The sequence below is a fragment of the Streptomyces griseocarneus genome, from assembly GCF_014655595.1.
GTDB classification, from domain to species: domain Bacteria; phylum Actinomycetota; class Actinomycetes; order Streptomycetales; family Streptomycetaceae; genus Streptomyces; species Streptomyces griseocarneus.
Map to the genome: position 1 here is coordinate 111,934 of NZ_BNBL01000009.1, position 13,560 is coordinate 125,493.

Annotated in this window: 11 protein-coding genes; 5 read left to right on the forward strand and 6 right to left on the reverse strand. The window is 72.3% G+C overall.

What is annotated here, in order from left to right:
- Positions 1-12 precede the first annotated feature (12 nt).
- The 3 genes from uvrC to IE295_RS22570 form a co-directional block, all read right to left on the reverse strand.
- Positions 13-1,995, reverse strand: a complete 1,983-nt coding sequence (gene uvrC, locus IE295_RS22560; RefSeq protein WP_190065541.1) for an excinuclease ABC subunit UvrC — start codon at positions 1,993-1,995, stop codon at positions 13-15.
- A gap of 183 nt (positions 1,996-2,178) precedes the next feature.
- Positions 2,179-3,033, reverse strand: coding sequence for a hypothetical protein (locus IE295_RS22565; protein WP_190065542.1), 855 nt, complete (start codon positions 3,031-3,033; stop codon positions 2,179-2,181).
- Positions 3,034-3,050: 17 nt separating this feature from the next.
- Positions 3,051-3,674, reverse strand: coding sequence for a papain-like cysteine protease family protein (locus tag IE295_RS22570; RefSeq protein ID WP_190065543.1), 624 nt, complete (start codon positions 3,672-3,674; stop codon positions 3,051-3,053).
- Between the two features lie 238 nt (positions 3,675-3,912).
- On the opposite strand from IE295_RS22570, the gene IE295_RS22575 reads away from it, so the two are divergent.
- A complete protein-coding gene (locus tag IE295_RS22575) occupies positions 3,913-4,854 on the forward strand; it encodes a hypothetical protein (protein WP_190065544.1) in 942 nt (313 codons plus the stop codon).
- A 29-nt stretch (positions 4,855-4,883) separates the two neighbouring features.
- Here the strand turns inward: IE295_RS22575 and IE295_RS22580 are convergent, their stop codons facing one another.
- Positions 4,884-5,315: a Rieske (2Fe-2S) protein gene (locus IE295_RS22580; protein ID WP_190065545.1), complete on the reverse strand. Its 432-nt coding sequence runs from the start codon at positions 5,313-5,315 to the stop codon at positions 4,884-4,886.
- A 129-nt stretch (positions 5,316-5,444) separates the two neighbouring features.
- Between IE295_RS22580 and IE295_RS22585 the strand changes: the two genes are divergently transcribed.
- Positions 5,445-6,362 carry a carbohydrate kinase family protein gene (locus IE295_RS22585; RefSeq protein WP_190065546.1) on the forward strand — a complete coding sequence of 306 codons (918 nt, stop codon included), beginning with the start codon at positions 5,445-5,447 and terminating at the stop codon, positions 6,360-6,362.
- Positions 6,363-6,431: 69 nt separating this feature from the next.
- Here the strand turns inward: IE295_RS22585 and uvrA are convergent, their stop codons facing one another.
- Entirely contained in the window at positions 6,432-9,446 is a 3,015-nt protein-coding gene (gene uvrA / locus IE295_RS22590; RefSeq protein ID WP_190065547.1) for an excinuclease ABC subunit UvrA, read from the reverse strand.
- 212 nt (positions 9,447-9,658) lie between these two features.
- Between uvrA and IE295_RS22595 the strand changes: the two genes are divergently transcribed.
- The 3 genes from IE295_RS22595 to IE295_RS22605 all read left to right on the forward strand — a co-directional run bounded on the left by IE295_RS22595 (position 9,659) and on the right by IE295_RS22605 (position 12,473).
- Entirely contained in the window at positions 9,659-10,345 is a 687-nt protein-coding gene (locus IE295_RS22595; RefSeq protein ID WP_190065548.1) for a maleylpyruvate isomerase family mycothiol-dependent enzyme, read from the forward strand.
- Positions 10,346-10,355: 10 nt separating this feature from the next.
- Entirely contained in the window at positions 10,356-11,012 is a 657-nt protein-coding gene (locus tag IE295_RS22600) for an MBL fold metallo-hydrolase (protein ID WP_190065549.1), read from the forward strand.
- Between the two features lie 171 nt (positions 11,013-11,183).
- Positions 11,184-12,473, forward strand: a complete 1,290-nt coding sequence (locus IE295_RS22605) for an MFS transporter (protein WP_190065720.1) — start codon at positions 11,184-11,186, stop codon at positions 12,471-12,473.
- 59 nt (positions 12,474-12,532) lie between these two features.
- Here IE295_RS22605 and IE295_RS22610 read toward each other — a convergent pair whose 3' ends face one another.
- On the reverse strand, positions 12,533-13,555 hold the full coding sequence (locus IE295_RS22610) for a TerC family protein (RefSeq protein ID WP_190065550.1): 1,023 nt from the start codon (positions 13,553-13,555) through the stop codon (positions 12,533-12,535).
- Positions 13,556-13,560 lie beyond the last annotated feature (5 nt).

A 13,560-nucleotide genomic window follows, 5' to 3' on the forward strand; every position in this document is an offset into this window, starting at 1 on the left:
CGGCCAGGTCCATCATTCCTCCGCGTCGTCCATGATCTCGCCCGTGGCCATGTTGACAGCCGGCGCGGCCGGAGCCGCCCCGGCCAGCGCCGCGGCGATCGTCTCGGCCGTCTTGCGGCCGATGCCGGGCGTCTCGCAGATCTGCTCGACCGTGGCGGCCCGCAGCCGCTTGAGCGAGCCGAAGTGCTTGAGCAGCGCCTGCTTGCGGGTCTCGCCCAGGCCCGGGACCGCGTCCAGCGGCCCGGCGCGCAGGGCCTTGGTCCGCTTGCCGCGCTGGTAGGAGATGGCGAAGCGGTGCGCCTCGTCGCGGACGCGCTGCAGGAGGTAGAGGCCCTCGCTGGTGCGCGGCAGGACGACGGGGTCGTCCTCGTCGGGCAGCCAGACCTCCTCCAGCCGCTTGGCGAGGCCGCAGACGGCCACGTCGGTGACCCCGAGCTCGTCCAGGGCCCGCTTGGCGGCGGCGACCTGCGGCTTGCCGCCGTCAACGACCACGAGCTGCGGGGGGTAGGCGAAGCGCTTGGGCCTGCCGTCGTCCTCCGGGAGCGGCTCCTCGATCTCGCCGCCGGGGGCCTCCTCGGCCCACTCCCCCGTCTTCATCTTCTCCCGCAGGTAGCGGCGGAAGCGCCGGCCCACCACCTCGTGCATGGAGCGGACGTCGTCCTGGCCCTCGAAGCCCTTGATCTGGAAGCGGCGGTACTCGCTCTTGCGGGCCAGGCCGTCCTCGAAGACGACCATGGACGCCACGACGTCCTGCCCCTGCAGGTGGGAGATGTCGAAGCACTCGACGCGCAGCGGCGCGGAGTCCAGGCCGAGCGCCTCGGCGATCTCCTCCAGGGCGCGGGAGCGGGTGGTCAGGTCGGAGGCCCGCTTGGTCTTGTGCAGGACGAGGGCCTGCTGGGCGTTGCGCTGGACCGTCGCCATGAGGTCCTTCTTGTCGCCGCGCTGCGGGATCCGCAGGTCGACGCGGGCGCCGCGGCGCTCGCCCAGCCACTGCGCGACGGGCTCCACGGGCTCCGGCAGGGCCGGGACCAGGACCTCCTTGGGGACCGCGTCGCCGCTCTCCTCGCCGTAGAGCTGCTGCAGGGCGTGCTCGACGAGGCCGGCGGTGTCGACCGCCTCGACCTTGTCGGTGACCCAGCCGCGCTGGCCGCGCACCCGGCCGCCGCGGACGTGGAAGATCTGCACGGCGGCTTCGAGTTCGTCCTCGGCGACCGCGATCAGATCGGCGTCGGTGGCGTCGGCCAGCACGACGGCGTTCTTCTCCATGGCGCGCCGGAGCGCCTCTATGTCGTCGCGCAGCCGGGCGGCCTTCTCGTATTCCATCTCCTCGGCGGCATCGTGCATCCCCTGTTCCAAACGGCGGATGTACGCGCCGGTACGGCCGGCCATGAAGTCGCAGAACTCTTCGGCCAGTTCGCGGTGCTCCTCGGCGCTGACGCGGCCGACGCAGGGCGCGGAGCACTTGCCGATGTAGCCCAGCAGGCAGGGCCGGCCGATCTGGGCGGAGCGCTTGAACACCCCGGCCGAGCAGGTCCGCACGGGAAAGACGCGCAGCATCAGGTCGACGGTCTCGCGGATGGCCCAGGCGTGGGCGTACGGGCCGAAGTAGCGCACGCCCTTCTTCTTGGGGCCGCGCATGACCTGGACGCGGGGGAATTCCTCGTTCAGCGTGACGGCGAGCGAGGGGTAGCTCTTGTCGTCGCGGTACTTCACGTTGAAGCGCGGGTCGTACTCCTTGATCCAGGAGTACTCCAGCTGCAGGGCCTCGACCTCGGTGGAGACCACGGTCCACTCCACGGAGGCGGCCGTGGTGACCATGGTGCGGGTGCGCGGGTGCAGGCCGGCGAGATCCTGGAAGTACGAGGAGAGCCGCTGGCGCAGGCTCTTCGCCTTCCCGACGTAGATCACGCGGCCGTGCTCGTCCCGGAATCTGTAGACCCCCGGCGAGTCGGGGATCTGTCCCGGCTTGGGTCGGTAGCTGCTGGGGTCGGCCATGTCACACACCCTACTTGCGGGCAGTGACATCACCATCGTCCAGCCGGGCGTCGAGCCGGGCGGGACGCCGTCGCCGGGAGGGCTCCGGGGCACGGCCGCCGCCCCGGCGGGTGACCTGCCGGGGCCGCGGCGGCGGGCGCTCTCCGGGGCCGGGGCCCCGGCCCCGGAGAGCGCCGCCGGACGTCAGCGCCGCCGGAGCCTGCGCGCGGCCACGACCGCGAGGCCCAGGCCCAGGGCTGCGGCCCCTCCGGCCGTCGCCGCGGCGGCCGTGACCGGCGGGCCGCCGTCGCCCTCCGAAGCGGCGCTCGCCGGCCGGTCCGCGCCGGGTCCGGCCGCACCGGATCCCGCCGCGGCCGTGTTCTCGCCGAAGCCGCCGGCCATGCCCTTCTTCGCGTAGGCCGAGCCCGGCAGCTTGTCGCCGTAGGCCTTCCGCACCCGGTCGCGGTAGGCGTCGACGGTGGTGCCCTTGTCGCCGATCGCGCGGACCGCGTCCTCGTCGAGCGGCAGCACCCTCTCGCCGCGCTGCACGTACCAGGCGTTGATCTGGGGCTCGCGGAAGACGGTGCCGCCGCTGAGCCGGTGCGCGCCCTCGGCGGCGTAGCGCGTCTCGTCGTCGCCGGTGGCGATGTTGACGACCTTCCAGGCGTCGCCGGTGCGCACGGTCCACACCGAGGCCTTCTGGCCGTCGGCCGAGACCGCCGCGCTGGCGAGGAAGTCGAGCTCCGCGATCGCGGCGCCCTCGCCGCCCGCCACGAAGTGCGGCGAGAGGGTGTAGACGGGCACCGTGGCGCCCTGGATCCGCGGGTGCGCCTCGCTCCTGGCGACGGCGCCGTCGCGGGCGAAGAAGCGGGAGAGCGTCTCGAGCGTCGAGGGGGCGGCGGCCGCCTCGTGCGCGGCGGCGACGCCCGCGGCCGGCGGGGGCGTGGGGGCCGCCGGGACCGGGGCGGAGTGCGCGAGGGGCGCGAGGCCGAGGAGGGCGACGGTGAGGGCGCCCGCGGCGGCCGCGCGGGAGGCGTTGCGGCGGGAATGCAGGGGCATGTGGCCGGTCATCGCCCTCACGCTCCGATCCGGTAGAGCGAGTGGGTCCAGGAGAACTGGTTGTTGTTGACGTACCAGCTGTGCGACGCCCAGTTGTAGCGGTTGCTCGAGGGCCACGGATCGCCCCAGTAGACCGTGCTGTTCGCGTCGTCGTACCCGTAGAGGACGTGCATGTGGCCGCCACCGGAGGACCACTGGATGCGGGTCTCGACCGGGCGGCCCGCGTTGATTTCACTCTGCACGGTGGGGTAGCGCAGCCAGCCGCTCACATACGAACCGGCGTTGATGCCGGCCCAGTCGAGGGCGTTCTGCACATTGCCGAGCGTGGCCTGGTTGTTGGGGCACGTGGTGCCCTGCTGGCGGTTGAAGGCGGCATTGCAGAACTGGTTCTGGCTGTAATTCCGGCCGAACCAGGTCGCGATGGTGTTTCCGGACGCGGCCCAGCACCAATTGTTCTTCTGCTGGGCCTGCATGGTGATGTCGAGCTTCTTGGCCGCACGCAGGGACGCCTGTTCGCCGGTGGCCGCGCTCGCCGTGGTGGGGACGGCGAGCAGGACGGAGGCGACAAGTGCCGCGAGGGACAGCCGTCTGCCGCGTATGCGGGACTTTCCAGTATGTGCCGATGCCGGAGCACGGGTCATTTTCGCGTTCCTCGCCGTTGGGGGGTTGTGGTGGAGGAGCGCGTCCGGACGCGTGTGAGGAGCATCGGGTGTTGTCGGGGACTGGTCAACCAGCTTCAATACGGCGTGAGAGCACGCTGTGAACGGATCGAATCGGATGTGAACAAGCGGTGCCCGTCCATGAGGAATGCGGCACGCCTGGTCACCGGGGCCCCGACCACCGTTCGTGAATATTCACATTCACGCAAGGAGCGAGCGGATGGCACGCAGCAGCACCGGCGCTGCCGAGGCCGAACTGGCCCAGGCCCTGCGCACGGGCCCCTTTCACCTGGCCCTGCGCACGGCCCTTTCGGCCCGCGGGCTGGCCCTGCACCGGGTCCAGCACCGGCTGGCGCAACGCGGGGTCAAGGTCGGGGTGACGAGCCTGAGTTACTGGCAGCAGGGCGTCCGGCGGCCCCGGCGGGCGGAGTCGCTGCGGGCGGTGCGGATGCTGGAGGAGGTGCTGGACCTGCCCGCCCAGGCCCTGACCCGGTTACTTTCGGACCCGCCGGCCGGTACGCGCCCGGAGCGCCCGGCCGCGCGCTCGTACCGCACCCTGGTCGAGGAGGCGGGTGCCGTGGAACGGCTGCTGGCCGAGCTGGAGTCACCCGTCGACGGCGGACTGCACACGGTCTGCCAGCTCGAGCGGGTCTTCATCGGCCCGCACCGGGAGATGCGCGAGCGCTCCTCCCACCACGTGGTGCGGGCGCACCGCGACGGGGTGGACCGCTACGTGGCCATCCACCACGGCGACGCCGGCTGCGATCCGGGGCGGGTGGCCGTGCGGGCGGGCGAGAACTGCCGGGTGGGGCGCGTGCGGTGGCACGCGGCGTCCGGGGTGCTGGTGGCCGAGCTGCTCTTCGACACCCGGCTGCGCGCCGGCGAGACGCACGTCTTCGGCTACGGCTTCAACGACGGCACGGGCGGCGTCAGCGGCGAGTACGTCCGGGGCTTCAGCTTCGCGGGCGGGCAGTACGTGCTGCAGGTGCGCTTCGACGACGACGCCCTGCCCGTCCGCTGCCGCCGCTTCGCCCAGAGCGCGGCGGGCGCGCCCCGGTACGGGCAGCAGGAGCTGACCCTGTCGGGGCGGCACCGGGGTGTGCATCTGGTGGAGCAGGGGGTACGGCCGGGAATCCTGGGGATCGCGTGGGACTGGTGCTGAGCGTGCGGCCGCCCCTGTGCCCGCGCGGGTCAGGCGTCGGGGCCGGCGATCAGCTTGCCGCCGTCGGCCTTGACGGGCACGGACGGCAGCGGGGCGCCGGCCGGGCCCTGGAGGACCTTGCCGGTGGCGGCCTCGAACACGCTGCCGTGGCAGGGGCACCGCACCTTGCCGTCCTCGACCTTGTCGACCACGCAGCCGGCGTGGGTGCACACGGCGCTGAACGCCTTGTACTCCCCCTTGGCGGGCTGGGCGACCACCAGCTTCTCCTCGCGGTAGAGGCGGGCGCCGCCGACCGGGACCTCGCCCTCCGCCCCGAGGTCCACCGGCGCCGTGGGCGCGGCCGGGCCCCTGGCCCCCGCGCCGCCGGTGCAGGCGGCCGCGCCGAGCCCGGCGGCCCCGGCCAGGGCGGCACCGCGCAGCACGGTGCGGCGGGACGCCGACGGAACAGCAGGGGAGGACATGGCGGACTCCAACGGTGATACGGGCGCCCGGCCGGCCCCGGCCGACGGGACGGGGCGCCGGGACGCGGTGGCACGACGTAGCGACAATACCGGGAGCAATTGCTCCGCCGACCCGAGAGGACTCCCCCTGTGATCGTCGTCGCCGGTGAAGCACTGATCGACCTCGTGCCGGGCGGGCCCGGAGGCGACGACGGCCTGCCGGCGCTGCTGCCCCGGCGCGGCGGGGGCCCGTACAACACCGCCGTGGCGCTGGGGCGGCTGGGCACGCCGGCCGCCTTCTGCTCCCGCGTGTCCACGGACGGCTTCGGCGAGGCCCTCCTGGACGGGCTGCGGGCCGCGGGCGTGGACCTCTCGCTCGTCCAGCGCGGCCCGGAGCCGACGACGCTCGCCGTGGCGGCCGTGGGAGCGGACGGCTCGGCGGGCTACGGCTTCTACGCGGGCGGCACGGCCGACCGCCTCTTCGAGCTGCCGGGCCCGCTGCCGGCCGACACCGCGGCCCTGTGCCTGGGGACGTGTTCGCTGGCCCTGGAGCCCGGGGCGAGCGCCTACGAGGCGCTGCTGCGGCGGGAGGCCCGGCGCGGGGTCTTCACCCTGCTCGACCCCAACGTCCGGCCCGGCGTCATCCCGGACGCCGCCGCCTACCGCGAGCGCTTCCGCTCCTGGCTGCCGGACGTCCGCCTGCTGAAGCTGTCCGCCGAGGACGCCGCCTGGCTGGGCGGCTCCCCCGCCGACTGGGCGGCCCAGGGTCCGGAGGCGGTCGTGGTCACCCGGGGCGGCGAGGGGATGTCCGTCCACACCCGCGACGGCCGCACGCATGCCGTCCCGGCCGAGCGCATCGAGGTGACCGACACGATCGGCGCGGGCGACACCGTGAACGCGGCGCTGCTGCACCGCCTGGCGGCGGCCGGCGCGCTCTCGCCCGCCGGGCTCGCCTCCCTGGACGCGCCCGCCTGGACCGCCATCCTGTCCTTCGCGGCCCGCGCGGCGGCCCTGACCTGCGCCCGGGCCGGCGCGGAACCGCCGTACGCGGCGGAGCTGACCGGATAGCCGGGAGCCGGGGAAGGGGCGGGGCTGTCGAAGCCCCGCCCCCGCCGTGACGGCGAGCACCCCGCGCGGCTACGCCTTGCGCGCCCGGGCGGTCTTCTTCGCCGCGCCGGCGGTCTTGGCGGCCGTCTTCTTGGCCGCGCCGGTCCTGGCCGAGACGGTCTTCTTGGCGGCCGTCTTCGCCGCCACCGTCTTCTTCGCGGGCGCCTTCTTCGCCGTCTTCCGGGCCGGCGGCGCGTCGCTGACGCGGTCCGCCAGGATGTCCCGCAGGAACTTTCCGGTGTGGCTGGCCGGGACCGACGCGACCTCCTCCGGCGTGCCCTCGGCGACCACCAGGCCACCGCCCGCGCCGCCCTCGGGGCCCATGTCGACGACCCAGTCGGCGGTCTTGATCACATCGAGGTTGTGCTCGATGACGATCACGGTGTTGCCCTTGTCGACCAGGCCCGACAGCACGGTGATCAGCTTGCTGATGTCCTCGAAGTGCAGACCGGTCGTCGGCTCGTCGAGGACGTAGACCGTGCGCCCGGTGGAGCGCTTCTGCAGCTCGCTCGCGAGCTTCACCCGCTGCGCCTCGCCGCCGGAGAGCGTCGGCGCGGACTGCCCGAGCCGGACGTAGCCCAGGCCCACCTCGTGCAGCGTGCGCAGGTGGCGCGCGATCGTCGGCACGGCCTCGAAGAACTCGAGCGCCTCCTCGATCGGCATGTCCAGCACCTCGGCGATGGACTTGCCCTTGTAGTGGACCTCCAGGGTCTCCCGGTTGTAGCGCGCGCCGTGGCAGACCTCGCACGGCACGTACACGTCCGGCAGGAAGTTCATCTCGATCTTGATGGTGCCGTCGCCGGAGCAGTTCTCGCAGCGGCCGCCCTTGACGTTGAAGGAGAATCGGCCGGGCAGGTAACCCCGGACCTTCGCCTCCATCGTCTCGGCGAAGAGCTTGCGGACGTGGTCGAAGACGCCGGTGTACGTGGCCGGGTTGGAGCGCGGCGTACGGCCGATGGGCGACTGGTCGACGTGCACGACCTTGTCGACCAGCTCGTCGCCGTCCACGCGCGTGTGCCGGCCGGGCACTGCCCGCGCGGCGTTGAGCTCACGCGCCAGGTGGGTGTAGAGGATGTCGTTGACCAGCGTCGACTTGCCCGAGCCCGAGACGCCCGTGACGGCCGTGAGCACCCCGAGCGGGAAGGACACGTCGATGTCGCGCAGGTTGTTCTCCCGGGCGCCGCGCACGGTCAGCCGGCGCGCGGGGTCCACGGGACGGCGCACGTCCGGCGTGGCGATGGACCTCTTGCCGGACAGGTACTGCCCGGTCATCGAGGCCTCGCTGCTCAGCAGCTCCTTGAGGGGACCGCTGTGGACGACCTTGCCGCCGTGCTCACCGGCGCCGGGGCCGATGTCGACGACCCAGTCGGCGACCTTGATGGTGTCCTCGTCGTGCTCGACGACGATGAGGGTGTTGCCCATGTCGCGCAGGCGGACGAGGGTCTCGATGAGGCGGTGGTTGTCGCGCTGGTGCAGGCCGATGGAGGGCTCGTCGAGGACGTAGAGCACACCCACCAGGCCGGAGCCGATCTGCGTGGCCAGGCGGATGCGCTGGGCCTCGCCGCCGGAGAGCGTGCCGGCCGCGCGGTTGAGCGAGAGGTAGTCCAGGCCGACGTCGACCAGGAACCTCAGCCGTTCGTTGACCTCCTTGAGCACCCGCTCGGCGATCTTCTTCTCACGGCCGGTGAGCTTCATGTCGCGCAGGAAGTCGGCGCAGTCGCTGATCGACATCGCGGAGACCTCCGCGATCGAGCGGCCCTGCACGGTGACCGCGAGGACGATCGGCTTCAGGCGCGTGCCCTCACAGGTCGGGCAGTTCACCTCGCGCATGTAGCCCTCGAAGCGCTCGCGGCTGGAGTCGCTCTCGGCCTCGGAGTGGCGCCGCTTGACGAACGGCACCGCTCCCTCGAAGGCGGTGGTGTACGCGCGCTCGCGGCCGTAGCGGTTGCGGTAGCGCACCTCGATCTGCGTCTTGTGGCCGTTGAGCAGGGCCTTCTTGGCCCGCTGGGGCAGCCCCGCCCAGGGGATGTCCGTACGGAAGCCCAGGGCGTCGGCGAGCGCCCCGACCAGGCGGCTGAAGTAGTCCTTGGTGTGGCCGTGCGACCAGGGGCTGATCGCGCCCTCGTCGAGGGACTTGTCCTCGTCCGGGACGATCAGCTCGGGGTCGACCTCCATGCGCGTGCCGATGCCGGTGCAGTCGGGGCAGGCGCCGAAGGGGGAGTTGAAGGAGAACGAGCGCGGCTCGAGCTCCTCGAAGGACAGGTCGTCGTACGGGCAGTAGAGGTGCTCGGAGAACATCCGCTCACGCTCGGGGTCGTCCTCGGCGAGGTCGACGAAGTCGAGGATCACCATGCCGCCGGACAGGCCCAGCGCCGTCTCGACGGAGTCGGTCAGCCGGCGCTTGGCGCTCTCCTTGACGGTGAGGCGGTCGACGACCACCTCGATGGTGTGCTTCTCCTGCTTCTTCAGCTTCGGCGGGTCGGTGAGCTGGATCGTCTCGCCGTCGACCCGGGCCCGGCTGTAGCCCTTGGTCTGGAGGTCGGCGAAGAGATCGACGAACTCACCCTTGCGCTCGCGCACCAGCGGGGAGAGCACCTGGAAGCGGCTGCCCTCGGGAAGCTCCAGCACCCTGTCCACGATGGCCTGCGGCGACTGGCGGGAGATGGGCCGCGCGCACTCGGGGCAGTGCGGCTTGCCGATCCGGGCGAAGAGCAGGCGGAGGTAGTCGTAGACCTCGGTGATGGTGCCGACCGTGGAGCGCGGGTTGCGCGAGGTCGACTTCTGGTCGATGGAGACGGCCGGGGACAGGCCCTCGATGAAGTCCACATCGGGCTTGTCCATCTGGCCGAGGAACTGCCGTGCGTAGGAGGAGAGCGACTCAACGTAGCGGCGCTGCCCCTCGGCGAAGATCGTGTCGAACGCGAGCGACGACTTGCCCGACCCCGAGAGCCCGGTGAAGACGATGAGGGAGTCACGCGGGAGGTCGAGCGAGACGTTCTTGAGATTGTGCTCGCGAGCGCCACGGACGATGAGACGGTCAGCCACGCGGGTCGGCACCTTTCGTGAGGATCGGCTCTGGAGAGCGGTGCGGGGGTGGGCCGCGGCCCCTCGATCCAGAGTACGGGGGGCGTCTGACAACCACGGGCCACCCGGATGTCGTAAGCGATGCCACCCACGAGCCTATAGCACGCATATTCGATTTACGGCGGAGAGGCGACTCCTTCACTCGAAGGAGTGGCGGAGCTATCGTCGGCCGCATGAGTGATCATGTGCACGACCTGAACGCCGTACGTGAGGCGACCGACCGGCTGCTCTCCGCACTCGCCGGCCTGGACAACGCCGCTCTGGCCGGGCCGTCACGGCTCCCCGGCTGGACCCGCGGCCACCTCCTGGCCCACCTCGCCCGCAACGCCGACGCCCTGGTGAACGTGCTGGAGGGGCGCCCCATGTACACCAGCGGCGAGGCCCGCGACGCCGACATCGAGCGGGACGCCCCGCGCCCCCTCGACGTCCAGATCGCCGACCTGCGCGAGAGCACCGAGGGCTTCGTCCGGGCGGCCACCGCGCCCGCCGACTGGAGCCGCACCGTCTTCATGCGCAACGGCGTCACCGAGAAGGCCTCCCGCATCCCCTTCCGCCGGCTCATGGAGGTCGAGCTGCACCACGTCGACCTCGGCATCGGCTACGAGCTGGAGGACCTGCCGGACGCGTTCACCGCCGGCGAGATCGAGTTCCTCACCGACCGCTTCTCGGGCAACCCCGCCGTGCCGGCGATCCGGGTGGCCGCCACCGACGGCCGGCAGTGGCGCACCGGCCGCGCGGACGGCGAGGTGCTGACCGTCACCGGGCCGGCGGCCGGGCTGCTGGGCTGGCTGGCCGGGCGACGCGACGGCACGGGGCTCGAAACGGGTGGCGCTCCGCTGCCCGTTCTGCCCGCGCTATAGGGTGAACGCCATGACGTACAGCGGAGTGGTAGAGGTCGGCGGACCTGCGGACGTACACGAGTTGGCCGATCTGATGATCTCCAAGGTCGCGGTCGGACCGATGAACAACAACGCCTATCTGCTGCGCTGCCGCGCAACCGACGAGCAGTTGCTGATCGACGCCGCCGCGGAGCCGCACACCCTGCTCTCGCTGATCGGCGACAGCGGCATCGCCTCGGTGGTCACGACCCATCAGCACGCCGACCACTGGGGCGCGCTGCGCGAGGTGGTCGACGCCACCGGCGCCCGCACCTACGCCGGCCGGCACGACGCCGAGGGCATTCCGGTGCCCACCGACGTGCTCGTCGAGGACGGCGACGTCGTCCGCGTCGGCCGCGTGGAGCTGACGGCCCGCCACCTCGTGGGCCACACCCCGGGCAGCATCGCCCTGGTGTACGACGACCCGCACGGCCACGCGCACGTCTTCACCGGCGACTGCCTCTTCCCCGGCGGCGTGGGCAACACCCACGACGACCCCAAGGCCTTCGCCAGCCTCCTCGACGACGTCGAGACCAAGATCTTCGGTGAACTCACCGACGAGACCTGGGTCTACCCCGGCCACGGCAACGACACCACGCTCGGCGCCGAGCGCCCCCACCTCGCGGAGTGGCGCGAGCGCGGCTGGTGACACCGGGCACGGGCCCGCGGTAGCGCGCCGTCCGCACGACAGGCGGACGGCGCGATTCCGTCGCGCCCCGCCAACGCTTCCTTCACGCTCCCGCTTCCGGCCGAACGCACCCGTTTCCCGGGGTCCCGGGCGGAAGTTGGGCCGTACATGAATCGTGACCGTTCCCCGGCCATGTTCCGCCTGGCGGCCGCCTCCATGGCCGGCACCGCCATCGAGTTCTACGACTTCTTCGCCTACGGCACCGCGGCCGCGCTCGTCCTGGGCCGGCTGTTCTTCCCCGGCGCCTCCCCCCTCGTCGGCACCCTCGCCGCCTTCGGCACCTTCGGCGTCGGATTCATCGCCCGCCCGTTGGGCTCGATGCTCTTCGGCCACATCGGCGACCGCCTGGGCCGCCGCCCGGTGCTCATCTCCTCACTGCTGCTGACCGGCCTCGCCACCGTCGCGGTCGGCTTCGTGCCCACCTACGGCGACATCGGCATCGCCGCGCCCGTGCTGCTCCTCCTCCTGCGCTTCCTGCAGGGGCTGGGCCTCGGCGGCGAATGGGGCGGCGCCGTGCTGCTGACCGCCGAACACGCCCCCGCCCACCGCCGCGCGCTGTGGGCGAGCTTCCCCCAGGTCGGCCCCGCCCTCGGCTTCCTGCTCGCCAACGGCATCACCCTGACCCTTTCGGCCACCCTGACGGACGCGCAGTTCCTGTCCTGGGGCTGGCGCGTACCGTTCTGGGCCGCCGGCGTCCTGGCCGCACTGGGCCTGCTGCTGCGCGGCCGGCTCACCGAGACCCCCGACTTCCGCAAGCTGGCCGACGGCGACACCCTCGCCACGCTCCCCCTGGCCGAGGTCGTCCGCGACCACTGGCGGCTGCTCCTGCTCACCGCCGGGGCGCTGTCGTTCGGCTACGCCGTCTTCTACGCGGTCACCACCTGGTCCCTGACCTACGGCACCGAACGGCTAGGCATCGACCGGACGGTCATGCTCGGCTGCGCCATGGCGGCGGTCACCGCCCAGGGCGCGACCACCCCGCTGGTCGCCCTCCTCTCCGACCGCTACGGACGCCGCCCGCTGTGCCTGGCCGGCTGCGCCGCCGTCACGCTGTGGATGTTTCCGCTGGTCGGCCTCCTGCAGTCCGGCCGCCCCGCCCTGATGCTGCTGGGCTTCGTCGTCGCCATGCTGGCTTTCGGCACTGCCTTCGGCTGCGTCGGCGCCTACCTCCCCGAGCTGTTCGAGGCCAGGGTGCGCTGCACGGGCGCGGCCGTCGGCTACAACCTGGCGGGCATCCTGGGCGGCGCCGTGACCCCACTGGTCGCCACGGCCGCGGCCCGGGGCAGCGGGACGCCCTGGGGCGTCGCGGCCTATCTGTCCGGCGTCGCCCTGCTCAGCATGGCCTGCTTCCTGCTGCTGCCCGAGACCCGCCCCGCGCCCGCCGTGCCCCCCGCCGCCGCCACCGGGACCGCCCCTGCCTGAGCGGGCACCGGCCGGGCACCGGCCCGGCACCGGCCCGGCACCTCCCCCGGAGGGAGGGGTCAGGCGCGGGCGCTCTCGCGGTCCTTGCCCTCCCCGGCCGCCGGCGCCGCCACGGCGGCCTCGGCGGCCTCCTCCCGCGCCTGCCGGGCCGAGGCCCGCAGGCTGGTGACGGTCGTGACGGCCAGCACCGCGCAGATGACGCCGAGCGAGACCGGGATGCTGATCTCGGGGACGGCGACGCCGTTCTCGTGCAGGGCGTGCAGGACGAGCTTGACGCCGATGAAGCCGAGGATGACCGACAGGCCGTAGGAGAGGTGGACCAGCTTCTTCAGCAAGCCGCCTATCAGGAAGTACAGCTGGCGCAGGCCCATGAGGGCGAAGGCGTTGGCGGTGAAGACGATGTACGGGTCCTGGGTGAGGCCGAAGATCGCGGGTATGGAGTCCAGCGCGAACAGCACGTCGGTGGTGCCGATCGCCAGCATGACGATCAGCATCGGCGTCATCAGCCGCTTGCCGTTCTCGGTGATGAACAGCTTCGTGCCGTGGTAGCGGTCGGTGGACGGGATGCGCCGCTCGACCAGCTTCAGGAAGCGGTTCTCCTCGAACTCCTCCTCGTCCTCGTCCGCCCGCGCCTCCTGGATGAGCTTCCACGCGGTCCAGATCAGGAAGGCGCCGAAGATGTAGAAGACCCACGCGAAGTTGGCGATGATCGCGGCGCCGGCGCCGATGAACACGGCGCGCAGGACCAGGGCGATCAGGACGCCCACCATGAGCACCCGCTGCTGGTAGACCCGCGGGACGGCGAACTTCGCCATGATCAGGACGAAGACGAAGAGGTTGTCGACGCTCAGCGACTTCTCCGTGATGAAGCCGGCGAAGAACTCACCGGCCGGAGCGCTGCCGCCGAAGACCCAGAGCCCCAGCCCGAAGAGCCCGGCCAGGGCCACCCAGACCGCCGTCCACACGCCCGCCTCTCTGACGGAGACCTCGTGCGGCTTGCGGCCTCCGATGAAGAAGTCGGCGGCGATGAGGGCACACAGACCGAGGATGGTCAGCGTCCACAGGGTCAGGGAAACGTCCACTGTTC

Excerpts from the sequence above, each read along its gene's own strand:
- uvrC (WP_190065541.1), bottom strand. The coding sequence starts at position 1,995 with ATGGCCGACCCCAGCAGCTACCGACCCAAGCCGGGACAGATCCCCGAC.
- IE295_RS22565 (WP_190065542.1), bottom strand. The coding sequence starts at position 3,033 with ATGCCCCTGCATTCCCGCCGCAACGCCTCCCGCGCGGCCGCCGCGGGC.
- IE295_RS22570 (WP_190065543.1), bottom strand. The coding sequence starts at position 3,674 with ATGACCCGTGCTCCGGCATCGGCACATACTGGAAAGTCCCGCATACGC.
- IE295_RS22575 (WP_190065544.1), top strand. The coding sequence starts at position 3,913 with ATGGCACGCAGCAGCACCGGCGCTGCCGAGGCCGAACTGGCCCAGGCC.
- IE295_RS22580 (WP_190065545.1), bottom strand. The coding sequence starts at position 5,315 with ATGTCCTCCCCTGCTGTTCCGTCGGCGTCCCGCCGCACCGTGCTGCGC.
- IE295_RS22595 (WP_190065548.1), top strand. The coding sequence starts at position 9,659 with ATGAGTGATCATGTGCACGACCTGAACGCCGTACGTGAGGCGACCGAC.
- IE295_RS22600 (WP_190065549.1), top strand. The coding sequence starts at position 10,356 with ATGACGTACAGCGGAGTGGTAGAGGTCGGCGGACCTGCGGACGTACAC.
- IE295_RS22605 (WP_190065720.1), top strand. The coding sequence starts at position 11,184 with ATGTTCCGCCTGGCGGCCGCCTCCATGGCCGGCACCGCCATCGAGTTC.